Source organism: Streptococcus mitis, assembly GCF_003942995.1.
In the GTDB taxonomy this organism is placed as follows: Bacteria; Bacillota; Bacilli; order Lactobacillales; family Streptococcaceae; genus Streptococcus; species Streptococcus mitis_CV.
In genome coordinates this window covers 90,638-116,456 of the sequence record NZ_RJOH01000002.1, presented here as the reverse complement: position 1 = coordinate 116,456, position 25,819 = coordinate 90,638, and the positions used below count along the sequence as shown (strand labels likewise).

Genomic DNA, 25,819 nt, shown 5'->3' with positions numbered 1-25,819 from the left:
TTTTGTTATAATGAAGGGGAGAATTATTGATATTAAAGGAGAAAAACATGACATTTGAAGAGATCCTGCCTGGCTTAAAGGCTAAGAAAAAATATGTACGAACTGGTTGGGGAGGTGCGGAAAACTATGTCCAACTTTTTGACACCATTGAACAAAACGGGGTTGCACTTGAAGTGACACCTTATTTCCTAATCAACGTGTCTGGAGAAGGAGAAGGTTTTTCCATGTGGAGTCCGACACCTTGTGATGTTTTGGCGATAGATTGGGTAGAAGTGAATGACTAAACGTGTATTGATTACAGGAGTGAGTTCAGGGATTGGTCTGGCTCAAGCTCGCCTCTTTTTAGAGAAGGGCTATCAAGTTTATGGAGTTGACCAAGGTGAAAATCCACTTTTAGAGGGTGATTTTCACTTTTTACAGAGAGATTTGACCTTGGACTTGGAGCCAATTTTTGAGTGGTGTCCTCAGGTTGATGTTTTGTTCAATACTGCTGGAGTTTTGGATGATTACAAACCACTTTTGGAACAGACAGCGCAGGAAATTCATGAGATTTTTGAAATCAACTACGTGACTCCTGTTGAGTTGACTCGGTATTATTTGACTCAAATGTTGGAGAATAAAAAAGGGATTATTATCAATATGTGCTCCATTGCTTCTAGCCTAGCAGGTGGAGGTGGACATGCCTATACTTCATCTAAGCATGCTTTGGCTGGATTTACCAAGCAGTTGGCTCTAGACTATGCTGGAGCTGGGATTCAGATCTTTGGTATCGCTCCGGGAGCAGTCAAGACAGCTATGACTGCAGCGGACTTTGAGCCAGGTGGATTGGCTGACTGGGTTGCTAATGAAACACCAATCAAGCGCTGGATTGAACCAGAGGAAGTGGCAGAGGTCAGTCTCTTTTTGGCCAGTGGAAAGGCATCTGCCATGCAGGGTCAAATTCTGACAATAGATGGTGGCTGGTCTTTGAAGTAGGGAGAATAAAGTTAATTAAAAGGAGCGCCCATGACACCGCAGGAAATGTGGAATGTATACAAGAAAATTAACCCCTTTATAGGAGATGAAATCGATGCTTGGGCTTTTGGAGTGGAACCAGACCTTTTAGCAGATTTGGTTTTAAGCGGCGAAAAGACTGCAACAGCATCAGCCTACGATCTCTATGCACTGGAATCTGAGTCTCTTCCTCAAGAGGGAACTTTTGATGTCATTTTAGATAGTCAAAATCAGGCTGTCTGTATTGTTGAAATTACAAAGGTTTCTGTCCAGCCCTTCAATCAAGTTTCTGCTCAACATGCCTTTAAGGAAGGGGAAGGTGACAAATCCCTAGCCTATTGGCGTCAGGTTCATGAGGATTGTTTCGCCGAGTGGTTGAGAGAAGCAGGACTGACTTTTACACCTGAAAGCAAGGTTGTTTTAGAAGAATTTCGCAAGGTTTACCCACTGTAGACTATTAGAAGGAAGAAAGTTTTGGAAATCGCCGTCCAATCCTTTTTTCTCCAGCAAAACATGATATAATAAGTTTGTTTGAAGAAGAGCTCTAGCTCTTAAACTTAGAATAGGAGAAAATTATGCAAGCAGTTGAACATTTTATTAAGCAATTTGTTCCTGAACACTATGATTTATTTTTAGACTTGAGTCGTGAGACCAAGACGTTTTCAGGGAAAGTGACCATCACTGGTCAAGCACAGAGTGACCGTATTTCACTTCATCAAAAAGACTTGGAAATCGCTTCTGTAGAAGTTGCAGGGGAAGCTCGCCCATTCACAGTTGATCATGACAATGAAGCCCTTCATATTGAACTTGCGGAAGCAGGTCAAGTTGAAGTGGTTATCGCTTTCTCAGGAAAAATTACAGACAACATGACAGGGATTTACCCTTCTTATTACACAGTTGATGGAGTCAAGAAGGAAGTCTTGTCTACTCAGTTCGAGAGTCATTTTGCGCGCGAAGCCTTTCCATGTGTGGATGAGCCAGAAGCCAAAGCAACTTTTGACCTCTCTCTACGTTTTGACCAAGCAGAAGGTGAATTGGCCTTGTCTAACATGCCAGAAATCGATGTTGAAAACCGTAAGGAAACAGGTATCTGGAAGTTTGAGACAACACCTCGCATGTCTTCTTACTTGTTAGCCTTTGTTGCGGGTGATTTGCAAGGTGTGACGGCTAAAACTAAAAACGGTACCCTTGTAGGTGTCTACTCAACCAAAGCCCACCCATTATCTAACCTTGATTTCTCACTGGACATCGCTGTTCGCTCAATCGAGTTTTACGAAGATTACTATGGAGTTAAGTATCCAATCCCTCAATCTCTCCATATCGCCCTTCCTGACTTCTCAGCTGGTGCTATGGAAAACTGGGGTCTTGTGACCTACCGTGAAGTTTGCTTAATTGTAGATGAAAACTCTACATTTGCCAGTCGTCAACAAGTTGCCCTTGTTGTGGCCCATGAATTGGCTCACCAATGGTTTGGCAATCTCGTTACTATGAAATGGTGGGATGACCTTTGGCTCAATGAAAGCTTTGCTAACATGATGGAATATGTCTGTGTGGATGCCATTGAGCCAAGCTGGAATATCTTTGAAGATTTCCAAACAGGTGGAGTGCCTCACGCTCTTGAACGCGATGCGACTGATGGAGTTCAGTCAGTTCACGTCGAAGTCAAACACCCAGATGAAATCAATACACTCTTTGACGGAGCTATCGTCTATGCCAAAGGAAGCCGTCTCATGCATATGCTTCGCCGTTGGCTGGGCGATGCTGATTTTGCTAAAGGTTTGCACGCTTACTTTGAAAAACACCAATACAGCAACACCATTGGTAGTGACCTTTGGGATGCCCTTGGTCAAGCGTCAGGACGTGATGTCGCAGCCTTCATGGATTCTTGGTTGGAACAACCTGGTTATCCAGTTCTCACTGTCAAAGTTGAAAATGATGTCTTGAAGATTTCACAAAAACAATTCTTCATCGGTGAGCACGAAGACAAGAACCGTCTCTGGGTTGTGCCACTCAATAGCAACTGGAAAGGCTTGCCTGATACACTTGAAACTGAAAGCATCGAAATTCCAGGCTACGCAGCTCTTCTTGCTGAAAATGACGGAGCTCTTCGTTTCAATACTGAAAATACAGCCCACTACATTACAGACTATCAAGGAGACTTGTTGGATGCACTTCTTGCTGACCTAGTTGAGCTTGATAACACAAGTAAACTGCAAATCGTCCAAGAACGTCGTTTGCTTGCTGAAGCAGGACACATTTCTTATGCAGACTTGCTACCAGTTCTTGATAAACTTGCTAAGGAAGAATCTTACCTTGTCGTTTCAGCTGTTTCTGAAGTCATTTCTGCCCTTGAGCGCTTTATCGATGAAGGAACAGAAGCTGAAAGAGCCTTCAAAGCCTTGGTTGCTAAATTGGCTCGTCATAACTATGACCGTCTTGGTTTTGAAGCTAAAGATGGCGAATCAGATGAGGATGAGTTGGTTCGTCAGTTGGCCATTTCTATGATGATTCGCTCAAATGATGCAGAAGCTAGTCAAGTCGCTAGCCAAATCTTCGAAGCTCACAATGATCAGCTTGCAGGACTTCCAGCAGCTATTCGCTCACAAGTCCTTATCAATGAGATGAAACATCATGAGACCAAAGACTTGTTAGCACTTTATCTTGATACTTATACGCACGCAACAGATGCTGTCTTTAAACGTCAGTTGGCAGCCGCTCTTGCCTATAGTAAAGATGCGGACAATATCCAAACCTTGATTGCTGCTTGGAAGGACAAATTTGTGGTGAAACCGCAGGACTTGTCTGCTTGGTATTACCAATTCCTAGCTCACCAAGTAACTCAGGAAACAGCTTGGTCTTGGGCGCGTGAAAACTGGGCTTGGATTAAGGCAGCTCTTGGTGGAGATATGAGCTTTGATAGCTTTGTTATCCTTCCTGCACACGTATTTAAGACTCAGAAACGCTTGGCAGAGTACAAGGAATTCTTTGAACCGCAACTTTCTGACCTTGCTCTTAGCCGTAACATCGGTATGGGAATCAAAGAAATTGCAGCGCGTGTTGACTTGATTAACCGTGAAAAAGCTGCAGTGGAAGTAGTCGTTCTTCAATACGGAAACGCATAAATAAGCCCAAAATAAAAAGAAAACTCAGCTATCTCATGTAAAATGCAGAGAGTTGAGTTTTTTTTAAGGCAAATTTGGTATAATGGTTTTAATAAGGAGGAGTTTCTCATGATAAAAATCTTATTAGTTGAGGATGACCTAGGCCTGTCAAATTCAGTATTTGACTTTTTAGACGATTTTGCGGATGTCATGCAGGTATTTGATGGTGAAGAAGGTCTCTACGAAGCTGAAAGTGGCGTCTATGATTTGATTTTGCTCGATTTAATGTTACCTGAAAAAAATGGCTTCCAAGTCTTGAAAGAATTGCGTGAAAAGGGAATTACGACACCAGTTCTGATTATGACTGCTAAGGAAAGTTTGGATGACAAGGGACATGGATTTGAACTGGGAGCGGATGATTATCTGACCAAACCTTTCTACCTAGAAGAACTCAAAATGAGGATTCAAGCCCTTCTCAAACGTTCAGGCAAGTTTAATGAAAATACCTTGACTTATGGAAATATTGTGGTTAATTTGTCAACCAATACCGTTAAAGTCGAAGATACTCCTGTCGAATTGCTGGGGAAAGAGTTCGATTTACTAGTTTATTTCCTTCAAAATCAAAATGTTATTTTGCCCAAGACTCAGATTTTTGATCGTCTATGGGGATTTGATAGTGACACAACGATTTCGGTTGTCGAAGTCTATGTTTCAAAAGTCCGTAAGAAATTAAAAGGAACCACTTTTGCAGAGAATTTGCAAACCTTGCGCAGTGTTGGATATATTTTAAAAGATGTTCAGTAAACTAAAAAAAACATGGTATGCGGATGACTTTAGTTATTTTATCCGTAACTTTGGTGTCTTCACTCTGATTTTCTCTACCATGACTCTGATTATTTTGCAGGTCATGCACTCGAGTCTCTATACTTCGGTGGATGATAAGCTTCATGGACTAAGTGAAAATCCTCAAGCAGTTATTCAGCTTGCTGTAAATAGGGCAACAGAAGAGATTAAAGATTTAGAGAATGCCGCTACAGATACTAGCAAGACTGAGATAAAACCCAATGTCAGTTCCAACACAGAAGTCATTCTTTTTGATAAGAATTTTACCCAGCTCCTTTCTGGAAATCGATTTTTGGGATTGGATAAGATTAAGTTAGAGAAGAAAGAACTAGGCCATATCTATCAGATTCAGGTTTTTAATAGCTATGGACAGGAAGAAATCTATCGCATGATTTTGATGGAAACCAATATCAGTTCGGTTTCAACCAATATCAAGTATGCAGCTGTCTTGATTAATACTAGTCAGTTGGAGCAAGCCAGTCAAAAACATGAGCAATTGATTGTGATTGTGATGGCAAGTTTCTGGATTCTGTCTTTGCTTGCCAGTCTCTATCTAGCTAGAGTCAGTGTTCGTCCTCTGCTTGAGAGCATGCAGAAGCAACAGTCCTTTGTGGAAAATGCCAGTCATGAGTTACGAACTCCACTTGCAGTTTTGCAAAATCGTTTAGAGACCCTTTTCCGTAAGCCAGAAGCTACCATTATGGATGTGAGTGAAAGCATTGCATCGAGTTTGGAAGAAGTTCGAAATATGCGGTTTTTGACGACGAACTTGTTGAATTTAGCTCGTAGAGATGATGGGATTAAGCCGGAACTTGCAGAAGTTCCAACCAGTTTTTTCAATACGACTTTCACAAACTATGAAATGATTGCTTCAGAAAATGACCGTGTCTTCCGTTTTGAAAATCGCATCCATCGAACGATTGTCACAGATCAACTTCTTTTGAAACAGCTGATGACCATCTTATTTGATAATGCCATCAAATATACTGAGGAGGATGGTGAAATTGATTTTATGATTTCAACGACTGATCGTAATCTTTATTTGCTAGTTTCCGACAATGGAGTCGGTATTTCAGCAGAAGATAAGAAGAAAATTTTTGATCGTTTTTATCGAGTGGACAAGGCTAGAACCCGTCAAAAAGGTGGTTTTGGTTTAGGTTTATCCCTAGCCAAGCAAATTGTAGATGCCCTAAAAGGAACCATTACTGTTAAAGATAATAAACCGAAAGGAACAGTCTTTGAAGTGAAGATTGCTATCCACACACCATCTAAAAAGAAAAAATAAAAATATCGCCCCAGCTGGGGCGATATTTTGGATTTATCTTCTACTTTTTCGTTTGATAATAGATCGTTGAACTTTTAAGACAAGTAAGCTGGATCCGATTGCTGCGGCAAATGCAAGAGCAGGTGATAATTTTAATGCTAAAAAGATAAAACTAAAGATAGCAATACAGATACAAAAAACAGCGATATTAACAAAAAATAGGATTTCCTTGAGATTAGCATCAGATTGCGCTTCAGGTGTATAATCTTGATAGCGAGGAACCTGCTGGCTTAATTCTTCTTGATAGTCTACCTCATAGGATTGTAATTTTCTTACGGGCATTATTCTCTCCTTAACAGTACATACCTATTTTATCATTTTTTCAGCAGAGAATTATTACAGAAAGGTTACAAAAAGAATAAAGTCCCTTTTCAAAATCACTTTTCTTGACACCATAATGTGAAAATGATAGGATGGATAGACACTCAATACTTATTAATATTCATAATTGCTTATATTCCTAAGAAAATAGAGCTACCAAATGATTCTTTTTTACGAAAATTTGTTTCCTTGTTTTCTTGATTTTATTTAATTTGATTAGTGAGATTTGTTTTGAATACAGAGACAGATTTTCTGTCTCCTATTTTTATAGTTGTTAGGTGTCTAATTGATACCTCTTGGAAAAGTTAAAGGAGATAAGCATGTATCTTGCTATTAAAGAAATATTACAAAACAAACTTCGATATAGTTTGATTTTAACTACCATTTTTCTTATCGCTTTTATGGTCTTTTTTATGACCAGTCTAGCTCTTGGTCTTGTGCGAAACAACCGGGCAGCTATTGATAATTGGCAAGCGACGGGTGTGGTTTTATCTGACTACGCAAATGATAATTTGACAGCATCTTTTATTCCTGAAAAGGACTACAAGGATAAGAGTTCTAAAGAGGCTACTCCACTGGGCTATATGTTTGCTGTAACCAATCTAGTCGATGATAGTGAAAAGGTCAATGTTTCCATCTTTGCTCAAGAGTGGGACGCTTTTATCTCTCCTAGTTTGACGGAGGGCCGTTATCCTGAAGGGGATGATGAGGTGGTCGTGGATCAGTCGTTTGAAAACTATGGAATGAAGTTGGGTGATGCCATTCAGCTCAATGGAAGCGAAGTAAGTTACAAGATTGTAGGGCTGACTAAAGGAAATAAGTTTTTTACTGAGCCAGTTGTCTTTACGAGTTTGACAACTTATTGGAACTTACAAGGAACTTTAAAATCTAATAAATCGATCTCTGCCTTGGTATTGAAAAATGATATAGAATTGGCTGGCGATGGACTGAAACAGATTTCTATTCCAAAAATGATATCGAAAATTCCTGGTTACACACCTCAGGTTAATGTATTTTCAGGGATGATTCTTGCTATGATTGTCATCACAGGCTTGATTGTGGGTATATTTGTTTATATCATTACCATACAAAAACTAGGGCTTTATGGAATAATGCGGGCTCAGGGAATACAGATCAAAACCATTGTATGGTCTCTTTTCTGTCAAATCTTCTTCCTAGCTGGTATGGGGATTGCTTTAGCCTTGCTGGCTATTGGAGGAGTGATTTTAGTCTTGCCAGCTACCTTCTTTTTCTACCCAAGTTGGTTAGCCTATTCTGTCCTAAGCTTGGTGATTTGTTTGATGGCCATGCTAGGTGGTGTCATTTCACTTCCACGCTTGCTAAAGGTGGACCCGATTACTGCGATTGCAGAATGATAAGGAGAATAGTATGACAGCATTGATTGAAATGACTCAAGTGACAAAAACGTACGGGGAAGGAAAGATGAAAGTCGTAGCTCTACATGAGACGAATTTTCAGCTAAATGCAGGAGAGTTCGTGGCTATCGTTGGGCCTTCAGGATCTGGAAAGACGACCTTTTTAACAACTCTAGGACAACTTCAGGAAGCATCGAGTGGAAAGATTTTAGTTAAGGGGAAGGAAACAGGCAGTTTGACAGAGAAGGAGAAAACAGACCTCCGTTTTAGAGAGTTTGGCTTTATTCTTCAGGCTTCAAACTTAATTCCTTTTCTAACGGTCAAGGAACAGCTGGATTTGATTGACAGACTAGATAAGGGAAAAAATAGTAAAAGTGATCGAAAAGGGCTCTTTGAGTTGTTGGATTTGGAAAAAGTACAAGATCAGTATCCCAAGGCTTTATCAGGTGGAGAACGTCAACGTGCGGCCATTGCTAGAGCGCTTTATAACAATCCGAGTATCATTCTCGCAGATGAGCCAACAGCTAGTCTTGACACAGAGCGGGCCTATCAAGTAACAAATATGCTAGCATCTATCGCACATGAGCAAGGTAGAGGAGTAGTGATGATTACGCACGATACTCGTCTTCTAGATAAGGTGGACCGTGTTTATGTGATGAACGATGGACACCTAGTTGAAGAAACATATGAATAATAAATAGAGTGGACGGTGCTGGCTACCGTTCACTTTTTGATTGCAAACCTTAAAAAATGACTTTGCCTTTTTAGAAAATTCCTAGTATTCATAGCTGATTTTTGAGAAATATGGTATAATTTTTCTTATGGAAAAGATTATCATTACAGCAACTGCTGAAAGTATTGAACAAGTTAAACAACTGCTCGAAGTTGGCGTAGATCGTATCTATGTTGGTGAGAAAGATTTTGGCCTTCGTCTGCCAACAACCTTTAGTCATGACCAATTGCGTGAAATCGCTAATCTGGTTCATGATACTGGTAAGGAATTGATCGTTGCGGTTAACGCCCTCATGCACCAAGATATGATGGACCGTATCAAGCCTTTCTTAGACTTTTTGGAAGAAATCAAGACAGACTACATTACGATTGGGGATGCAGGTGTCTTTTACGTAGTCAACCGCGATGGTTATTCATTTAAGACCATCTACGATGCTTCGACTATGGTAACTAGCAGTCGTCAGATAAACTTCTGGGGACAAAAAGCTGGCGCATCTGAGGCTGTTTTGGCGCGTGAAATTCCATCAGCTGAACTCTTCAAAATGCCAGAGATTTTGGAAATTCCTGCTGAAGTTTTGGTTTACGGAGCTAGTGTTATTCACCATTCTAAACGTCCACTCTTGCAAAACTACTATAACTTTACGCACATCGATGATGAAAAGACGCGTAAGCGTGACCTCTTCTTGGCTGAGCCAAGTGACCCAGAGAGCCACTACTCCATTTTTGAAGACAATCATGGAACCCACATTTTTGCCAACAATGACCTTGATTTGATGACAAAATTGATAGAATTGGTAGAGCATGGTTTCACTCACTGGAAACTAGAAGGGCTCTACACTCCTGGTCAGAAATTTGTTGAGATTGCAAAACTCTTTATCCAAGCACGTAGTTTGATTCAAGAGGGCAACTTTAGCCATGACCAAGCTTTCTTGCTGGATGAGGAAGTACGCAAGTTACACCCTAAAAACCGTTTCCTTGATACAGGATTCTATGATTACGATCCTGATATGGTTAAATAAAGTAAATGATTCGTTGAGAGAGGGAAGATGCAAACAGTTCTTCTCTCAATTTTTTCTTATTCTCCAATATTTTCAAAGAATTAATAGGCTAGGATGCTCTGTTTGCTGGGATTTTTAATACAAGTAACCTTCTTGAGTTTGAAAATTATCCCATGTTTGCAGGTGCCAAATGGCCCTTTTTTTGGTATAATTTTTTATAATGAAAACGATTGGTAATCGCTATGTTGTGGTTGATTTAGAGGCAACTAGCACAGGTAGTAAGGCTAAAATTATCCAAGTGGGAATTGTCGTGATTGAGGACGGAAAAATCGTCGATCACTATACGACGGATGTCAATCCACATGAACCCTTGGATGCTCATATCAAAGAACTGACAGGATTGACAGACCAACGTCTGGCGCAAGCACCTGATTTTTCTCAAGTTGCCAGAAAAATCTTTGACTTGGTGGAGGATGGGATTTTTGTAGCCCATAATGTTCAGTTTGATGCTAATCTCTTGGCGGAAAATTTATTTTTTGAGGGCTATGAACTAAAAAATCCTCGTGTTGACACGGTCGAATTGGCTCAGGTCTTTTTCCCTGAACTGGAAAAATATAGCTTGCCGATATTGTGTCGAGAATTAGGAATTCCTCTTAAACACGCTCACACAGCCCTTTCAGATGCCCAAGCTACAGCGGAATTACTTCTTTTTTTACGAGAAAAGATGGCCCAACTTCCTAAAGGACTCTTGGAACGCTTGCTGGAAATGGCTGACGCCCTCTTATATGAGTCCTACCTGGTTATTGAAGAAATTTATCGCAGCCAATCTATCCTGAGTTCTCCAGACTTGGTCGAAGTTCAAGGACTGTATTTCAAGAAAACTGGAGCTCCCCTGGAGCCACGAAAACTATCCCAAGATTTTTCTAAAAATATTTCTTTGTTGAACCTTGAAGTGAGGGAACGACAAGAAAGTTTTGCTAAAGAGGTTGGCTTGCTATTAAAAGATGAGCCTGTCTCTCTGATTCAAGCTCCGACTGGGATTGGGAAAACTTATGGATATCTCTTACCTGCTTTGTCCCAAGTGGAAAATCGTCAGATTGTCCTTAGCGTTCCGACAAAGATTCTTCAAAATCAAATCATGGAAGAAGAAGGTAAACGTCTCAAGGAAGTCTTCCATATAGATATTCATAGTTTGAAGGGACCACACAATTATCTGAAGTTGGATGCCTTTTATCGTTCCTTGCAGGAAAATGATGAAAATCGCTTATTTAGACGCTTTAAAATGCAACTCTTGGTCTGGTTGACTGAGACAGAGACAGGAGATTTGGATGAAATCGGGCAACTATACCGTTACCAACATTTTCTAACAGATCTTCGTCATGACGGGAATTTATCATCTCAGAGCTTATTTGTGACGGAAGATTTTTGGAAACGTAGTCAAGAAAGGGCACAAACCTGCAAGCTTTTAGTGACCAATCATGCCTATCTTGTAACCAGACTGGAAGATAATCCTGAATTTGTCAGTGACCGTTTATTGATTATTGATGAAGTTCAAAAGATTTTGTTAGCTATAGAAAATCTGCTTCAAGAGACCTACGATATCCAGTCTATTATCGATTTGCTTGATAAGGCTTTACTGGAGGAGCAAAATAAGGTCCAACAACGAATACTAGAAAGTATTCGCTTTGAGTGTCTCTACTTGATAGAACAATTTCAGTCTGGAAAATCTAAGAAAAATATCTTAGATTCTCTTGCCAATATCCACCAGTATTTTTCAGAATTAGAAGTAGAAGGCTTTGAGGAGCTGGTTCGCTATTTTACAGCTGACCGAGATTACTGGCTTGAAGCAACTGAAACGAGTCAAAAGAAAATTCAGATTTCTTCTACGAAATCAGGCCGTATTCTTCTATCTTCCTTAGTGCCTGATTCATGTCAAGTCTTGGGAGTGTCGGCCACTCTTGAGATTAGTCAGAGAGTTTCTTTGGCAGACCTTTTGGGCTATCCTGAAGCCAAATTTGTCAAGATTGAGGCTCGGGGAAAACAGGATCAAGAAGTGATCTTGGTCAAAGATTTTCCCTTGGTAACAGAAACCTCCTTAGAAGTCTACGCCAAAGAGGTAGCTGATTTGCTGATGGATGTTCGAGCTTTCCAGCAACCGATTTTAGTTCTCTTTACTGCTAAAGACATGCTTCTAGCAGTATCGGATTTACTTCTAGTTAGCCATCTGGCCCAGTATAAAAATGGGGATGTTCATCAACTGAAGAAACGCTTTGAAAAACGTGAACAACAAATCCTGCTTGGTGCAGCAAGTTTCTGGGAGGGAGTTGATTTTTCAAGTCATCCTTTTGTGATTCAAGTTGTACCAAGACTTCCTTTTCAAAATCCTCAAGAGCCCTTGACGAAAAAGATTAATCAGGAACTGAATCAGGAAGGAAAAAATGCCTTTTATGATTATCAATTGCCAATGGCCATTATTCGTTTAAAACAGGCTTTGGGAAGAAGTATGAGACGCGAACACCAACGTTCCTTAACTCTTATTTTGGATAGGAGAATTGTCGGAAAGAGATATGGCAAACAAATTGTAACTTCTCTAGCAAAAGAAGCGACTGTTAAAACCGTCTCTCGATCCGAAGTTGATGAGGCTATTGATAAATTTTTAAATGGACTTTGATAAATAGTATAGTATAGTATGAAAGTATAAGGTTAGTATATATGAAACGTTCTCTCGACTCTAGAGTCGATTATAGTTTGCTCTTGCCAGTGTTTTTTCTACTGGTTATTGGCGTGGTGGCTATTTATATAGCCGTTAGTCATGATTATCCAAATAATATTTTGCCCATTTTAGGGCAGCAGGTCGCCTGGATCGCCTTGGGGCTTGTTATTGGTTTTGTAGTCATGCTCTTCAATACAGAATTTCTTTGGAAAGTGACCCCCTTTCTATATATTTTAGGCTTGGGACTTATGGTTTTACCTATCGTCTTTTATAATCCAAGCTTAGTTGCATCCACGGGTGCTAAAAACTGGATTTCAGTAAATGGCATCACCTTGTTCCAACCATCAGAGTTTATGAAGATATCCTACATTCTCATGTTGGCCCGTGTCATTGTCCAGTTTACAAAAAAACATAAGGAATGGAGACGCACGGTTCCGCTGGACTTCTTATTGATTTTCTGGATGATTCTCTTTACCATTCCAGTCCTAGTTCTTTTGGCACTTCAAAGTGACTTAGGGACGGCTTTGGTTTTTGTAGCCATTTTCTCAGGAATCGTCTTGCTATCAGGAGTTTCTTGGAAAATTATTATCCCAGTTGTTGTGACTGCTGTAACAGGAATTGCTGGTTTCTTAGCTATTTTTATCAGCAAGGACGGCCGGGCTTTTCTCCATCAACTGGGAATGCCGACCTACCAAATCAACCGTATTTTGGCTTGGCTTAATCCATTTGACTTTGCCCAAACAACTACTTACCAGCAGGCTCAAGGACAAATTGCCATTGGGAGCGGTGGCTTATTTGGTCAAGGGTTTAATGCTTCGAATCTGCTTATTCCAGTTCGTGAGTCTGATATGATTTTTACGGTCATTGCAGAAGATTTTGGCTTTATTGGCTCTGTCCTTGTTATCGCCCTTTATCTCATGCTGATTTACCGTATGTTGAAGATTACTCTTAGATCAAATAACCAGTTCTACACCTATATTTCCACAGGTTTGATTATGATGTTGCTATTCCATATCTTTGAGAATATCGGTGCTGTGACAGGTTTGCTTCCTTTGACGGGGATTCCCCTACCTTTCATTTCTCAAGGTGGATCGGCTATTATCAGTAACTTGATTGGTATTGGCTTGCTTTTATCTATGAGTTACCAGACTAATTTAGCTGAAGAAAAGAGCGGAAAAGTTCCATTCAAACGGAAAAAGGTTGTATTAAAACAAATCAAATAAGGAGAAAATCATGGTTAAAGTAGCAGTCATGTTAGCCCAAGGCTTTGAAGAAATTGAAGCTTTGACAGTTGTGGATGTTTTGCGTCGGGCAAATATCACTTGTGATATGGTTGGGTTTGAAGAGCAAGTGACTGGTTCGCATGCAATCCAAGTAAGAGCAGATCGTGTCTTTGATGGTGATTTATCAGACTATGATATGGTTGTTCTTCCTGGTGGCATGCCTGGTTCTGCACATTTGCGCGATAATCAGGCCTTGATTCAAGAGTTGCAAAGCTTCGAGCAAGAAGGAAAAAAACTAGCAGCCATTTGTGCTGCGCCAATTGCCCTCAATCAAGCAGGGCTATTGAAAAACAAGCAGTACACTTGCTATGATGGCGTTCAAGAGCAAATCTTTGATGGTCAATATGTAAAGGAAACAGTAGTGGTAGATGGTCATTTGATAACCAGTCGAGGTCCATCAACAGCCCTTGCCTTTGCCTACGAGTTAGTGGAGCAACTAGGAGGAGACGCAGAGATTTTACGAACAGGAATGCTCTATCGAGATGTCTTTGGTAAAAATCAGTAAAACGGGAGTCAAACTCTCGTTTTTTTTATGTGGAAAACTCAGGGAAATCATCGCTTTTTTCATAAAAAAATGCTATAATGAAGGGTATGAAATATCACGATTACATCTGGGATTTAGGTGGAACTTTACTGGATAATTACGAAACTTCAACAGCTGCCTTTGTTGAAACATTGGCATTGTATGGCATCACACAAGGCCATGACAGTGTCTATCAGGCTTTAAAGGTTTCTACTGATTTTGCGATTGAGACATTCGCTCCCAACTTAGAGAATTTTTTAGAAAAGTATAAGGAAAATGAAGCCAGAGAGCTTGAACACCCGATTTTATTTGATGGAGTTTCTGATTTATTGAAAGATATCTCGAATCAAGGTGGCCGTCATTTTTTGGTATCTCATCGTAATGATCAGGTCTTGGAAATTTTAGAAAAAACCTCTATAGCAGCTTATTTTACAGAAGTGGTGACTTCTAACTCAGGCTTTCAGAGAAAACCAAATCCTGAGTCCATGCTTTATTTAAGAGAAAAGTATCAGATTAGCTCTGGTATTGTAATTGGTGATCGTCCTATTGATATTGAAGCAGGGCAAGCTGCAGGACTAGCTACCCACTTGTTTACCAGTATCGTGAATTTAAGACAAGTATTAGACATGTAAGAAAAAGGAAAAAGATGACAGAAGAAATCAAAAATCTGCAGGCACAAGATTATGATGCCAGTCAAATTCAAGTTTTAGAGGGCTTAGAGGCTGTTCGTATGCGTCCAGGGATGTATATCGGGTCAACCTCAAAAGAAGGTCTTCACCATCTAGTCTGGGAAATTGTTGATAACTCAATTGATGAGGCCTTGGCAGGATTTGCTAGCCATATTCAAGTCTTTATTGAGCCAGATGATTCGATTACAGTTGTTGATGATGGACGTGGGATCCCCGTCGATATTCAGGAAAAAACAGGTCGACCTGCCGTTGAGACTGTCTTTACTGTTCTTCACGCTGGAGGAAAGTTTGGCGGTGGCGGATATAAGGTCTCAGGTGGTCTTCACGGAGTGGGGTCCTCAGTAGTTAATGCCCTTTCAACTCAATTAGACGTTCATGTCCACAAAAATGGTAAAATTCATTACCAAGAATACCGTCGTGGTCATGTTGTTGCAGACCTTGAGGTGGTTGGAGATACGGATAAAACGGGAACAACAGTTCACTTCACACCGGACCCAGAAATCTTTACGGAAACAACAACCTTTGATTTTGATAAATTAAATAAACGGATTCAAGAGTTGGCCTTTCTAAATCGTGGTCTTCAAATCTCCATCACAGATAAGCGTGAGGGGCTAGAACAAACTAAGCATTACCACTATGAAGGTGGGATTGCTAGCTACGTTGAATATATCAACGAGAACAAGGATGTTATCTTTGATACACCAATTTACACAGATGGTGAAATGGATGATATCACAGTCGAAGTAGCTATGCAGTACACAACGGGTTACCATGAAAATGTCATGAGTTTCGCCAATAATATTCATACCCATGAAGGTGGAACGCATGAGCAAGGTTTCCGTACAGCCTTGACACGTGTTATCAACGATTATGCTCGTAAAAATAAGTTACTGAAAGACAATGAAGACAACCTGACAGGGGAAGATGTTCGTGAAGGATTAACTGCTGTTATCTCAGTTAAACACCCAAATCCACAGTTTGAAGGACAAACCAAGACCAAACTGGGGAATAGCGAAGTGGTCAAGATTACCAATCGCCTCTTCAGTGATGCCTTCTCCGATTTCCTCATGGAAAATCCACAGATTGCCAAACGTATCGTGGAAAAAGGGATTTTAGCTGCTAAGGCTCGTGTGGCTGCCAAGCGTGCGCGTGAAGTCACTCGTAAAAAATCTGGTTTGGAAATTTCCAACCTTCCAGGGAAACTAGCAGACTGTTCTTCTAACAATCCTGCTGAAACAGAACTCTTCATCGTCGAAGGAGACTCAGCTGGTGGATCAGCCAAATCTGGTCGTAACCGTGAATTTCAGGCAATTCTTCCAATCCGCGGTAAGATTTTGAACGTTGAAAAGGCAAGTATGGATAAGATTCTAGCTAACGAAGAAATTCGTAGTCTTTTCACAGCGATGGGAACAGGATTTGGTGCAGAATTTGATGTTTCAAAAGCCCGTTACCAAAAACTCGTTTTGATGACCGATGCCGATGTCGATGGTGCTCATATTCGTACCCTTCTTTTAACCTTGATTTATCGTTATATGAAACCAATTCTAGAAGCTGGTTATGTTTATATCGCCCAACCTCCAATCTATGGTGTCAAGGTTGGAAGCGAGATTAAAGAATATATCCAGCCAGGAGCAGACCAAGAAATTAAACTCCAAGAAGCCTTAGCCCGCCACAGTGAAGGTCGCGCCAAACCAACTATTCAGAGGTATAAAGGTCTGGGTGAAATGGACGATCATCAGTTATGGGAAACAACAATGGATCCCGAGCATCGCTTGATGGCTAGAGTTTCTGTGGATGACGCAGCTGAGGCAGATAAAATCTTTGATATGTTGATGGGGGATCGAGTAGAGCCTCGTCGTGAATTTATCGAAGAAAATGCCGTCTATAGTACACTTGATGTCTAAAAAATCGGGAGAAGTAGTTCCCTTGGTCTAAAAAATATGATATAATCATTACGATTGTTTCAAGTTAAAAAGGAGTTTAATATGTCTGGTAGTCTAGTAGTATATCTTATAATTGCAATTGCAATTATATTGCTGATTTCATATGCTATAGCAATTTATGTACGGAAACGCAATGAAAGTAAATTAGCAATTTTAGAAGAGAAAAAAGAAGAGCTGTACAATCTTCCAGTTAATGATGAAGTTGAAGCTGTAAAAAATATGCACTTGATTGGACAAAGTCAAGTGACTTTCCGTGAATGGAACCAAAAATGGGTTGACCTATCTCTTAACTCTTTTGCCGATATCGAAAATAATCTTTTCGAGGCAGAAGGTTATAACAATTCATTCCGTTTTTTTAAGGCTAGTCATCAAATTGACCAAATCGAGAGCCAAATTACCTTGATTGAAGAAGATATTGCGGCAATTCGCAATGCCTTGGCAGATTTGGAGAAACAAGAATCTAAAAACAGCGGTCGTGTTCTTCATACCTTGGACTTGTTTGAAGAGTTGCAACACCGAGTGGCTGATCATTCTGAAGAATATGGCCAAGGTTTATCTGAAATCGAAAAACAATTGGAAAATATCCAATCAGAGTTTTCTCAGTTTGTTACTTTGAACACTTCAGGTGACCCAGTAGAAGCTGCTGTGATTTTGGATAATGCTGAAAATCATATCTTGGCTTTGAGTCACATTGTTGACCGCTTGCCAGCGATTGTAAAAACATTATCTAAAGAGCTACCTGATCAATTGGAAGATTTGGAGGATGGTTACCGTAAGCTTTTAGATTCTAACTATCATTTTGCTGAAACGGATATTGAATCTCGCTTCCAATTGCTTTATGAAGCTTTGAAGAAAAACCACGAAAATATTGCACAATTAGAGTTGGATAATGCAGAGTATGAAAATACTCAAGTTCAAGAAGAAATCAATGCACTCTATGATATCTTTACACGAGAAATCGCTGCTCAAAAAGTAGTAGAAGGCTTAGTTGCAACCCTTCCTACATATTTGAAACACATGAAAGATAGTAATGCTGTTTTAGTGGAAGATATTCAACGATTGAGTAACAATTACCTACTTTCTGAAACGGATGTTAGTCATGTTCATAGATTACAAGCTGAGTTAGAGTCTTTGGAAGAATCTGTATTGGAATTAACTTCTGAACAAGAGGAACATTCTGAACCTTATTCATTCCTTGAAGATCGTTTGGAAAACTTACAAGCGACTTTGAAGGAAATTGAAGATGAACAAGTTGCGGTTAGTCAACGCTTTGCTCAGATTGAAAAAGATGATATCAATGCTCGCCAGAAGGCAAATGTTTATGTTAATCGTCTTCACACAATTAAGAGATATATGGAAAAACGCAATCTTCCAGGAATTCCTCAGAATTTCTTACAGTTGTTCTTTACAGCAAGTAACCATACTGAAGAGTTGATGGCTGAACTAGAAGAAGCTCGGGTCAATATCGAAGCTGTGAACCGGATGCTTGAAATTGCAACAAATGATATGGAAGCACTTGAAGAAGAAACATATAATATTGTTCAATATGCAACGTTGACAGAACAGTTGCTACAGTATTCGAACCGTTACCGCTCATTTGATGAGCGCATTCAAGAAGCTTTTAATGAATCATTAGAAATTTTTGAAAAAGAATTTGATTATCATGCTTCATTTGATAAGATTTCGCAAGCTTTGGAAGTTGCAGAACCAGGTGTAACCAACCGTTTTATCACTTCATACGAAAAAACACGTGAGACGATTCGTTTCTAACATAATAAAAAAGATTTGGTTCTGTGATAAGCAGCACCAAATTTTTTTTATTTATTTATTGTTTTTAAAAATGCCCAGTTACCAATTGATATTGAACCGTATTCTAGCTCCATAAAGTCAAGTAGGACATAATCGTTTTTTTCGTAGAATGAGGTATTTCTAGCTGTACTAGTTATGAGGCCCAAGTGCTTACAGCCTTTTGATTTGACATAGGGTTCAATTCCTTGTTTCAAAAATGTACTGCCTATTCCTAGCCCTTTATTTGATACATTGACAGCTAAGGCCATCAAATACCAATCAAACTCTCCAGATTCTTCTAAATGCTTTTTGGAACGTTTTACAAAGTCAAAGTATTTAAGGAGATTTTGTGGTCGAATGTAGCGAAAAATGTTTGTTCCACCATTTCGTAGATAGGATAGTATACAGAAATCCTTTTGTTGCAAAAGGGCAACTGCAAGTAATTCTCCATCCTGTTCTGCAATTAAACAGTTTCCCTTCTTAATATAGACTCTAGTAAGCAGAATTTGCAATGTTTCTACAAAAGCAGGATAGGAGTCAGGTTTCTTCAAATCGTCTTTTAAAATTGTTAAAAAGGGATAGTCAAGAAAAGAATTGGCTAATAATTTTCCAATTTTTTCGCTTTCTTCAATTCTTGCCTCTCTATATATGATGTCTCCCATGTTTGTCTCCTTAATTATCTATAAAATCTTGTATGATAAGATTTCAAGATAAAAAATTGGAGATGATTTAAAAAGCTAAATAAACCTAATTTTGTTCCATAAGGTTCAAAGTACTTTCTAATCTCTCCAAGATTTTATTTGGTCGGAATTGAAATTCCAATTAATTTTTCTGAATAGAGGGTTTTGATATTGGCCTCATCAATAGAGTCCTTATCAATTTTACGTTTCAAGAAAAATTCTTGAATAGCTTCGATTTCAGGTTCGCGGATAGCGCGGTGTTTGTTTGAGATGAGGATTTCATAGTGAAGCGGAGCTTGGGTAAAAATAACATCTGTATTACCTGCAGAATAAACCTCAACAAGGGTTGCATCTGTACTTTCTAGCTGGCTTTTTACAAGTTGCGAGTGTGAGTTTGTCGTATTGATAAGCTTCATAACATTTCCTCCGATTTTCTAATTCTATTATAGCACTTTTTGAATAAAGTAGCTTGATTTAGTCAATCTTATGCTGTTTTTTCCAAGATTGGATTGCCCATTTATGGCTACCACGTTTGAGATTTTCAATAGCCTCGTCAATAGGGAACCAGGCGATATGATTAAAGTCTTCTAGTGGCTTTTGCACTTCTTTAAAAGAAGTCGCTTCATAGAGGTAGGCAGGATTGTAGTAGTAGGTGTCACGATGACGAGAGTAGAAATATTCGTCAGCTTGTCCGTAATAGGCACCAATTTCAGCTGTGAAGCCAAGCTCTTCAATCAATTCACGTTTTAGGGCTTCTTGATGATTTTCACCTGCTTCAATTTCACCACCAGGTAAGAACCAAGCGCCATTAGGTGCTTGAACAAGAACAATTTGTTTTTGTTCAGCATCAGGGATAACTGCATATACGCCATAGCGTGACACATAGTCTGTATTTGCTTTCTTTTCTCCGAAAGTTGGGTTTGCCATTGCATTTTCCTCATTATCTAGTATCGTTATTATTATCATAATGGACAAAGGGCAAGCTGTCAAGAAATTACAGTTATTTTAGTAAAAAAGAAGCAGAAAAATTTCATTTTCTACTCCTTTTCTATAGGATTTATACTTCTTTTTCAGAAGTCTTTACTTCAGCTTTTTTGGCAGATTTGATTTGAATGTTACCCTTGCTGGTCATCACTGCTTTGAGATCTTTTTCGCTTGGATTTTCAAGGTAGTAATCAGTGATTGCGTCTTCAATATAGTCTTGAATAGTACGACGAAGTGGGCGCGCCCCCATTTTTGGATCATAGCCGAGGTCAACTAATTTTTCCTTTACCTTTTCAGTTACATCTAAATGAATGTTGTTGCTAGAAAGGCGCTTGTTAACGTCTGCAAGCATAAGCTCGACAATCTGAAGGAGGTTGTCCTTGCTGAGAGCCTTAAATTCGATAATACCATCAAAACGGTTCATAAACTCTGGGCTAAAGAAGTTACCGAGTTCACCGAGAACAGAGTTGGTACGTCCTTCTCTAGCAGCTCCAAATCCAACGCTGGCTTCTGCCTTACCTGTACCTGCATTTGAAGTCATGATGATGATAGCGTCCTTGAAGCTAACGGTACGTCCTTGTCCATCTGTTAAACGACCATCGTCCAATACTTGAAGGAACATATGCATGACATCTGGATGGGCTTTCTCTACTTCATCCAAGAGAATAAGAGAGTAGGGATTGCGGCGGACTTTTTCAGTTAATTGCCCAGCCTCATCGTAGCCAACATAACCTGGAGGGGCACCGACCAACTTAGCTACGCTGTGTTTTTCCATGTATTCGCTCATGTCAAAGCGAATCATGCTATCAGCAGAACCAAAGAGTTCGATAGCTAATTGTTTGGAAAGTTCTGTCTTACCGACCCCAGTTGGTCCGACAAAGAGGAAGCTTCCGATTGGGCGGTTAGGGGTACCGAGACCGACACGATTCCGGCGAATAGCCTTGGCAATCTTATCGACAGCATCATCTTGTCCAATAACATGAGACTTGAGATCTTCGGCTAGATGGATGAGTTGAGATTGTTCTTTCTCTTTCAAATCGCCAACAGGGATATTGGTTTTCTGCTCGATAATGTGCTCAATGGTTTTCTCACTGATGATAGGAGTATCTTGGTCTGTGACCTTTTTCTTTTGCATTTCCTTATACTTGGCAATCTGGTCGCGGAAATAAGCCGCCTTCTCAAAATCTTCCTCTCGTGTAGCTTGAGATTTAAGATTTTCAGCCTCAATCAAGCGTTGATCAATTACTTTAGGATCCACAAAATTCAAGGTCAAGTTCATCTTAGAACCAGCTTCATCTAGGAGGTCGATGGCCTTGTCAGGCAAGAAGCGATCTTGGATGTAGCGATTGGAAAGAGTTGCAGCTGCTTCAATTGCAGCATCGGTATACTGAACGTGGTGGTAGTCTTCGTATTTCTTTTGAATCCCATTGAGGATAGTGATTGTTTCTTCCACGGTTGGTTCATCGACTTTGACAGGCTGCATACGACGCTCTAGGGCAGCATCTTTTTCAATGATACGATATTCATTGAGGGTAGTGGCACCGACCAGTTGCAGTTCACCACGAGCAAGGGCTGGCTTGAGGATATTTCCTGCATCCATATTGCCATCGCCAGCAGAACCCGCACCGACTATTTCATGGATTTCATCGATAAAGAGAATGATGTCCTCACGTTTGCGAATTTCTTCCATGAGTTTTTGCATGCGTTCTTCAAATTGTCCACGGATGCCCGTTCCTTGAACTAGGCTAACCACATCCAGACGGATGACTTGTTTGCCTTGTAGTTTATGGGGAACATCGCCATCAACGATTTTCTGAGCTAGACCTTCGACAACGGCAGTTTTTCCGACACCTGGTTCACCGATAAGAACAGGATTATTCTTAGTTCTGCGATTGAGAATTTCGATGACACGGATAATCTCATCGTCGCGCCCAATAACGGGGTCAATATCTCCACGACGGGCAATTTCAGTTACGTTGATACCAAATTCTTTCAGTAGGCCTTTTTCTTGGCTTGGTGGAGGAGTTTGAGCAGGTCCACGATTTTGGGAACCATAACCGCCGTTTCCACCGTAACCTCCACCTGATTGGGTTGGAGGAGTCGGAGGAGTATTGCTAGAAGGTCTAAAATTGTTTAGGTCATTGAAGAAGTCACCAAAGGGATCAAAGTCACGATTGTTCAGATCCGTAATACCTTTAAAGAGGCTATTGTTAGGATCTGTCTTTATAATCTTATAGCAGTTTTGACAGAGGTCAATTTGTTTTTGCTTTCCATTGAGATTGGTATAAAGATGAATTGTTGAGTCATTGATTTTACAGTTTTGACAAAGCATACATCTACCTCATTTCTTTCTTTAGCTTGGCCTGTCCAAAGGTCAATAATAGTCAAATTTCTATACTCTCATTATAACAGGATTGGGGTGTAAAGCAAGTAAAAAGATTGCAGCTTTGAGAAGTTGTTACAATGAAAATTTTTGAGATTTTAGGGAATAAAAAAATCCTATTTGCGAGACAAAAAGGATTTTGGTTAGACATGCAGGGTGTAATCCCAGCTTGTTTTGTATTAGTAAAGGAGTTCGTAAATCTCCATTGCAATCAAGTCAATGCTGTCAAACGTATAAGTTTCGCGAGCTTCGACATCACGCAGGGTAAAGATTGAGCCGTTTTCTTCGTCGTGGCTGTATGCAACTTCTGCAACAACAACTCCTTCGCGTTCAAAATTACGTTTTAAATTTCCGCCGTCTTTTGCCATTGCTTCAAGGCGGTTGATGATTCTAACCAAATGTGATTCCATTTTGATTCTCCTTCATTTCTTATCGTTACTATTTTACCATAAAGGAGGCCAACTTGCCTAGAAAAAACTAAGATTTCTCGCTAATTCTACCAGCTGAAAGATTTTTTGAATAAATTAGACAAAAAATTTGAATTTTAATTCAATTCATGTTATAATCATACAGTATTCTATTTTAGAAAGCAGTGTGACTATGAATTTTTCTTTTTTACCAAAGTATTTACCTTATTTTAACTACGGGGCTGTCGTGACGGTTCTCATTTCTATCTGTGTTGTCTTTTTGGGAACTATTTTGGGTGTTGTCTTGGCTTTTGGGCAACGTTCAAAGTTTAAACCGTTTGTTTGGCTCGCCAACTTGTACGTTTGGATTTTCCGTGGGACACCGATGATGGTTCAGATTATGATTGCCTTTGCCCTTATGCACATCAATGCTCCGACTATTCAGGTTGGAATTTTAGGTGTTGACCTTTCCCGTCTGATTCCAGGGATTTTGATTATCTCTATGAACAGTGGTGCTTATGTTTCTGAGACTGTTCGTGCTGGGATTAATGCGGTTCCTAAGGGGCAGTTAGAAGCGGCTTATTCTTTAGGGATTCGTCCTAAAAATGCGATGCGCTATGTGATTTTGCCACAAGCAATCAAAAATATCTTACCAGCATTGGGGAACGAATTTATCACTATTATCAAGGATAGTTCCCTCTTATCAGCTATTGGTGTTATGGAGTTGTGGAATGGAGCTACAACAGTTTCCACAACAACCTATCTACCTTTAACACCACTTTTGTTTGCAGCCTTTTACTACTTGATTATGACCTCTATTTTGACAGTAGCTTTGAAAGCTTTTGAAAAACGTATGGGACAAGGAGATAAAAAATAATGACAGAAACCTTGATAAAAATTGAAAATTTACATAAATCCTTTGGAAAGAATGAAGTATTGAAGGGCATCAACCTCGAGATTAAAAGAGGAGAAGTTGTTGTTATTATCGGTCCTTCAGGAAGCGGGAAATCTACCTTGCTTCGTTCTATGAATTTGTTGGAAGAAGCGACCAAGGGGAAGGTTATCTTTGAGGGAGTCGATATTACGGATAAGAAGAATGATCTTTTTGCCATGCGTGAGAAGATGGGCATGGTTTTCCAACAATTCAATCTCTTTCCTAATATGACTGTGATGGAAAATATCACCTTGTCTCCTATCAAGACCAAAGGTGAAAGTAAGGAAGTTGCAGAGAAGAGAGCTCAGGAACTTTTGGAAAAAGTTGGTTTACCAGATAAGGCAACTGCTTATCCACAGAGTTTGTCAGGTGGACAGCAACAACGGATTGCCATTGCGCGTGGTTTGGCTATGGAACCTGATGTCTTGCTCTTTGACGAGCCAACTTCAGCCTTGGACCCTGAAATGGTTGGTGAGGTTCTGGGTGTTATGCAAGATCTAGCCAAGTCAGGAATGACTATGGTTATCGTAACACATGAGATGGGATTTGCTCGTGAGGTGGCAGACCGTGTCATCTTTATGGCAGACGGTGTGGTTGTTGAAGACGGAACACCTGAACAGATTTTTGAACAAACCCAAGAACAACGGACTAAGGACTTCTTGAGTAAGGTTTTATAAGTTAGCTTTGTTTAGCTATTTGTAACTAACTTTACATATAAAATATAGATTAATGAAAAGCTCGAACCGAGCTTTTTCTTATAGTTTGAAACTATAAGATAGCCTAGGAAAGAAGTGTTAGAGGGGACCAACAGTTTTTGGTATAATGGAAGATATTTGAAAGAAAAGAGAAGTGATATGACACAGATTATTGATGGGAAGGCTCTAGCAGCTAAGTTACAAGGACAGCTGGCTGAAAAGACTGAAAGATTAAAGGAAGAAACGGGGCTATTACCTGGTTTGGTAGTGATTTTGGTTGGGGACAATCCTGCCAGCCAAGTCTACGTTCGTAACAAGGAGAGATCAGCCCTTGCGGCTGGTTTCCGTAGTGAAGTTGTGCGAGTTCCAGATACCATTACTCAAGAGGAATTGTTAGACTTGATTGCCAAATACAATCAAGATCCAGCTTGGCATGGAATTTTGGTCCAGTTACCATTACCAAAACATATTGATGAAGAGGCAGTTTTGTTGGCCATTGACCCAGAAAAGGATGTGGATGGTTTCCATCCCTTAAACATGGGGCGTCTCTGGTCTGGTCATCCAGTCATGATTCCTTCTACACCTGCAGGGATTATGGAAATGTTCCATGAATACGGGATTGACTTAGAAGGTAAAAATGCGGTCGTCATCGGTCGTTCCAATATCGTTGGAAAACCTATGGCCCAGCTTCTTTTGGCAAAGAATGCTACAGTGACTTTGACCCACTCACGGACTCATAATCTTGCCAAGGTGGCTGCTAAAGCAGATATTCTGGTTGTTGCAATCGGTCGTGCTAAGTTTGTGACTGCTGACTTTGTAAAACCAGGTGCAGTTGTCATCGATGTCGGGATGAACCGCGATGAAAATGGTAAGCTCTGTGGGGATGTGGATTATGAGGCAGTTGCCCCACTTGCTAGCCATATTACGCCAGTTCCTGGAGGTGTAGGTCCTATGACCATTACTATGCTGATGGAGCAAACTTATCAAGCAGCACTCCGGACATTGGATAGAAAATAAGAGAAAAATTTTCCGAGGAAAGTGTATTTTCTATAGCTATATCTAAAATGGCAGAAATGAATATNAAATTTTAGAAATAAATTTATAAAAGG

General features: G+C 39.9%; 24 protein-coding genes. 18 read left to right on the top strand and 6 right to left on the bottom strand.

The window, feature by feature from the left end; all coding sequences use genetic code 11:
- The first annotated feature begins 47 nt into the window (after window positions 1-47).
- The 6 genes from D8836_RS01995 to ciaH all read left to right on the top strand — a co-directional run bounded on the left by D8836_RS01995 (window position 48) and on the right by ciaH (window position 6,222).
- Window positions 48-284: a DUF2829 domain-containing protein gene (locus tag D8836_RS01995; protein ID WP_060628540.1), complete on the top strand. Its 237-nt coding sequence runs from the start codon at window positions 48-50 to the stop codon at window positions 282-284.
- Window positions 277-975, top strand: a complete 699-nt coding sequence (locus D8836_RS01990) for a 3-oxoacyl-ACP reductase (protein ID WP_125392992.1) — start codon at window positions 277-279, stop codon at window positions 973-975. The genes D8836_RS01995 and D8836_RS01990 overlap by 8 nt, the downstream gene beginning before the upstream one ends.
- Before the next feature lie 30 nt (window positions 976-1,005).
- Window positions 1,006-1,446, top strand: coding sequence for an ASCH domain-containing protein (locus tag D8836_RS01985; RefSeq protein WP_125392991.1), 441 nt, complete (start codon window positions 1,006-1,008; stop codon window positions 1,444-1,446).
- Window positions 1,447-1,568: 122 nt separating this feature from the next.
- Window positions 1,569-4,115, top strand: coding sequence for a M1 family metallopeptidase (locus D8836_RS01980; protein ID WP_125392990.1), 2,547 nt, complete (start codon window positions 1,569-1,571; stop codon window positions 4,113-4,115).
- Between the two features lie 108 nt (window positions 4,116-4,223).
- Window positions 4,224-4,898: a two-component system response regulator CiaR gene (gene ciaR / locus D8836_RS01975; RefSeq protein WP_000590639.1), complete on the top strand. Its 675-nt coding sequence runs from the start codon at window positions 4,224-4,226 to the stop codon at window positions 4,896-4,898.
- Entirely contained in the window at window positions 4,888-6,222 is a 1,335-nt protein-coding gene (gene ciaH, locus D8836_RS01970; RefSeq protein ID WP_125392989.1) for a two-component system sensor histidine kinase CiaH, read from the top strand. Before ciaR ends, ciaH begins: the two co-directional genes overlap by 11 nt.
- Before the next feature lie 33 nt (window positions 6,223-6,255).
- On the opposite strand, the gene D8836_RS01965 is transcribed toward ciaH, so the two are convergent.
- Window positions 6,256-6,543 (bottom strand): DUF3270 domain-containing protein, encoded by a 288-nt coding sequence (locus tag D8836_RS01965; RefSeq protein WP_125392988.1) that lies wholly within the window; start codon window positions 6,541-6,543, stop codon window positions 6,256-6,258.
- A gap of 359 nt (window positions 6,544-6,902) precedes the next feature.
- Here D8836_RS01965 and D8836_RS01960 point away from each other — a divergent pair, with 359 nt between their 5' ends.
- From D8836_RS01960 to ezrA, 9 genes are all read left to right on the top strand, one after another.
- On the top strand, window positions 6,903-7,958 hold the full coding sequence (locus tag D8836_RS01960) for an ABC transporter permease (RefSeq protein ID WP_125392987.1): 1,056 nt from the start codon (window positions 6,903-6,905) through the stop codon (window positions 7,956-7,958).
- Between the two features lie 13 nt (window positions 7,959-7,971).
- Window positions 7,972-8,652, top strand: a complete 681-nt coding sequence (locus D8836_RS01955; protein WP_125392986.1) for an ABC transporter ATP-binding protein — start codon at window positions 7,972-7,974, stop codon at window positions 8,650-8,652.
- A 127-nt stretch (window positions 8,653-8,779) separates the two neighbouring features.
- Window positions 8,780-9,709: a peptidase U32 family protein gene (locus D8836_RS01950; protein WP_125392985.1), complete on the top strand. Its 930-nt coding sequence runs from the start codon at window positions 8,780-8,782 to the stop codon at window positions 9,707-9,709.
- A gap of 199 nt (window positions 9,710-9,908) precedes the next feature.
- Window positions 9,909-12,359 (top strand): bifunctional DnaQ family exonuclease/ATP-dependent helicase, encoded by a 2,451-nt coding sequence (locus D8836_RS01945; protein ID WP_125392984.1) that lies wholly within the window; start codon window positions 9,909-9,911, stop codon window positions 12,357-12,359.
- A 41-nt stretch (window positions 12,360-12,400) separates the two neighbouring features.
- Window positions 12,401-13,624 (top strand): FtsW/RodA/SpoVE family cell cycle protein, encoded by a 1,224-nt coding sequence (locus tag D8836_RS01940; protein ID WP_125392983.1) that lies wholly within the window; start codon window positions 12,401-12,403, stop codon window positions 13,622-13,624.
- A 10-nt stretch (window positions 13,625-13,634) separates the two neighbouring features.
- Window positions 13,635-14,189: a DJ-1 family glyoxalase III gene (locus D8836_RS01935; protein WP_125392982.1), complete on the top strand. Its 555-nt coding sequence runs from the start codon at window positions 13,635-13,637 to the stop codon at window positions 14,187-14,189.
- 86 nt (window positions 14,190-14,275) lie between these two features.
- Entirely contained in the window at window positions 14,276-14,839 is a 564-nt protein-coding gene (locus D8836_RS01930) for an HAD family hydrolase (RefSeq protein WP_185761578.1), read from the top strand.
- Between the two features lie 14 nt (window positions 14,840-14,853).
- Window positions 14,854-16,800, top strand: a complete 1,947-nt coding sequence (gene gyrB / locus D8836_RS01925) for a DNA topoisomerase (ATP-hydrolyzing) subunit B (RefSeq protein ID WP_000134040.1) — start codon at window positions 14,854-14,856, stop codon at window positions 16,798-16,800.
- A gap of 81 nt (window positions 16,801-16,881) precedes the next feature.
- Entirely contained in the window at window positions 16,882-18,609 is a 1,728-nt protein-coding gene (ezrA, locus tag D8836_RS01920) for a septation ring formation regulator EzrA (protein ID WP_125392980.1), read from the top strand.
- Window positions 18,610-18,656: 47 nt separating this feature from the next.
- Here ezrA and D8836_RS01915 read toward each other — a convergent pair whose 3' ends face one another.
- From D8836_RS01915 to D8836_RS01890, 5 genes are all read right to left on the bottom strand, one after another.
- Window positions 18,657-19,289, bottom strand: a complete 633-nt coding sequence (locus D8836_RS01915) for a GNAT family N-acetyltransferase (RefSeq protein WP_125392979.1) — start codon at window positions 19,287-19,289, stop codon at window positions 18,657-18,659.
- Window positions 19,290-19,423: 134 nt separating this feature from the next.
- Window positions 19,424-19,723 carry a DUF1827 family protein gene (locus D8836_RS01910; RefSeq protein ID WP_000767189.1) on the bottom strand — a complete coding sequence of 100 codons (300 nt, stop codon included), beginning with the start codon at window positions 19,721-19,723 and terminating at the stop codon, window positions 19,424-19,426.
- Between the two features lie 58 nt (window positions 19,724-19,781).
- On the bottom strand, window positions 19,782-20,234 hold the full coding sequence (locus tag D8836_RS01905; RefSeq protein ID WP_020902950.1) for an NUDIX hydrolase: 453 nt from the start codon (window positions 20,232-20,234) through the stop codon (window positions 19,782-19,784).
- Between the two features lie 130 nt (window positions 20,235-20,364).
- On the bottom strand, window positions 20,365-22,623 hold the full coding sequence (locus D8836_RS01900) for an ATP-dependent Clp protease ATP-binding subunit (RefSeq protein WP_125392978.1): 2,259 nt from the start codon (window positions 22,621-22,623) through the stop codon (window positions 20,365-20,367).
- A 230-nt stretch (window positions 22,624-22,853) separates the two neighbouring features.
- Entirely contained in the window at window positions 22,854-23,084 is a 231-nt protein-coding gene (locus D8836_RS01890; protein ID WP_000443570.1) for a DUF1797 family protein, read from the bottom strand.
- A 190-nt stretch (window positions 23,085-23,274) separates the two neighbouring features.
- On the opposite strand from D8836_RS01890, the gene D8836_RS01885 reads away from it, so the two are divergent.
- From D8836_RS01885 to D8836_RS01875, 3 genes are all read left to right on the top strand, one after another.
- Window positions 23,275-23,958, top strand: a complete 684-nt coding sequence (locus D8836_RS01885) for an amino acid ABC transporter permease (RefSeq protein WP_033686685.1) — start codon at window positions 23,275-23,277, stop codon at window positions 23,956-23,958.
- The gene (locus D8836_RS01880; protein ID WP_023946442.1) at window positions 23,958-24,692 is read left to right on the top strand and encodes an amino acid ABC transporter ATP-binding protein; all 735 of its coding nucleotides are present in this window, start codon (window positions 23,958-23,960) and stop codon (window positions 24,690-24,692) included. The genes D8836_RS01885 and D8836_RS01880 overlap by 1 nt, the downstream gene beginning before the upstream one ends.
- A gap of 177 nt (window positions 24,693-24,869) precedes the next feature.
- Complete coding sequence (locus D8836_RS01875; protein ID WP_185761577.1) at window positions 24,870-25,727, top strand: bifunctional methylenetetrahydrofolate dehydrogenase/methenyltetrahydrofolate cyclohydrolase; 858 nt, start codon at window positions 24,870-24,872, stop codon at window positions 25,725-25,727.
- The last annotated feature ends 92 nt before the right edge of the window (window positions 25,728-25,819 follow it).

What these genes read in the sequence shown, in the direction of transcription:
- D8836_RS01995 (WP_060628540.1), top strand. Translation starts at nt 48, where the DNA reads ATGACATTTGAAGAGATCCTGCCTGGCTTAAAGGCTAAGAAAAAATAT.
- D8836_RS01990 (WP_125392992.1), top strand. Translation starts at nt 277, where the DNA reads ATGACTAAACGTGTATTGATTACAGGAGTGAGTTCAGGGATTGGTCTG.
- D8836_RS01985 (WP_125392991.1), top strand. Translation starts at nt 1,006, where the DNA reads ATGACACCGCAGGAAATGTGGAATGTATACAAGAAAATTAACCCCTTT.
- D8836_RS01980 (WP_125392990.1), top strand. Translation starts at nt 1,569, where the DNA reads ATGCAAGCAGTTGAACATTTTATTAAGCAATTTGTTCCTGAACACTAT.
- ciaR (WP_000590639.1), top strand. Translation starts at nt 4,224, where the DNA reads ATGATAAAAATCTTATTAGTTGAGGATGACCTAGGCCTGTCAAATTCA.
- ciaH (WP_125392989.1), top strand. Translation starts at nt 4,888, where the DNA reads ATGTTCAGTAAACTAAAAAAAACATGGTATGCGGATGACTTTAGTTAT.
- D8836_RS01965 (WP_125392988.1), bottom strand. Translation starts at nt 6,543, where the DNA reads ATGCCCGTAAGAAAATTACAATCCTATGAGGTAGACTATCAAGAAGAA.
- D8836_RS01960 (WP_125392987.1), top strand. Translation starts at nt 6,903, where the DNA reads ATGTATCTTGCTATTAAAGAAATATTACAAAACAAACTTCGATATAGT.
- D8836_RS01955 (WP_125392986.1), top strand. Translation starts at nt 7,972, where the DNA reads ATGACAGCATTGATTGAAATGACTCAAGTGACAAAAACGTACGGGGAA.
- D8836_RS01950 (WP_125392985.1), top strand. Translation starts at nt 8,780, where the DNA reads ATGGAAAAGATTATCATTACAGCAACTGCTGAAAGTATTGAACAAGTT.
- D8836_RS01945 (WP_125392984.1), top strand. Translation starts at nt 9,909, where the DNA reads ATGAAAACGATTGGTAATCGCTATGTTGTGGTTGATTTAGAGGCAACT.
- D8836_RS01940 (WP_125392983.1), top strand. Translation starts at nt 12,401, where the DNA reads ATGAAACGTTCTCTCGACTCTAGAGTCGATTATAGTTTGCTCTTGCCA.
- D8836_RS01935 (WP_125392982.1), top strand. Translation starts at nt 13,635, where the DNA reads ATGGTTAAAGTAGCAGTCATGTTAGCCCAAGGCTTTGAAGAAATTGAA.
- D8836_RS01930 (WP_185761578.1), top strand. Translation starts at nt 14,276, where the DNA reads ATGAAATATCACGATTACATCTGGGATTTAGGTGGAACTTTACTGGAT.
- gyrB (WP_000134040.1), top strand. Translation starts at nt 14,854, where the DNA reads ATGACAGAAGAAATCAAAAATCTGCAGGCACAAGATTATGATGCCAGT.
- ezrA (WP_125392980.1), top strand. Translation starts at nt 16,882, where the DNA reads ATGTCTGGTAGTCTAGTAGTATATCTTATAATTGCAATTGCAATTATA.
- D8836_RS01915 (WP_125392979.1), bottom strand. Translation starts at nt 19,289, where the DNA reads ATGGGAGACATCATATATAGAGAGGCAAGAATTGAAGAAAGCGAAAAA.
- D8836_RS01910 (WP_000767189.1), bottom strand. Translation starts at nt 19,723, where the DNA reads ATGAAGCTTATCAATACGACAAACTCACACTCGCAACTTGTAAAAAGC.
- D8836_RS01905 (WP_020902950.1), bottom strand. Translation starts at nt 20,234, where the DNA reads ATGGCAAACCCAACTTTCGGAGAAAAGAAAGCAAATACAGACTATGTG.
- D8836_RS01900 (WP_125392978.1), bottom strand. Translation starts at nt 22,623, where the DNA reads ATGCTTTGTCAAAACTGTAAAATCAATGACTCAACAATTCATCTTTAT.
- D8836_RS01890 (WP_000443570.1), bottom strand. Translation starts at nt 23,084, where the DNA reads ATGGAATCACATTTGGTTAGAATCATCAACCGCCTTGAAGCAATGGCA.
- D8836_RS01885 (WP_033686685.1), top strand. Translation starts at nt 23,275, where the DNA reads ATGAATTTTTCTTTTTTACCAAAGTATTTACCTTATTTTAACTACGGG.
- D8836_RS01880 (WP_023946442.1), top strand. Translation starts at nt 23,958, where the DNA reads ATGACAGAAACCTTGATAAAAATTGAAAATTTACATAAATCCTTTGGA.
- D8836_RS01875 (WP_185761577.1), top strand. Translation starts at nt 24,870, where the DNA reads ATGACACAGATTATTGATGGGAAGGCTCTAGCAGCTAAGTTACAAGGA.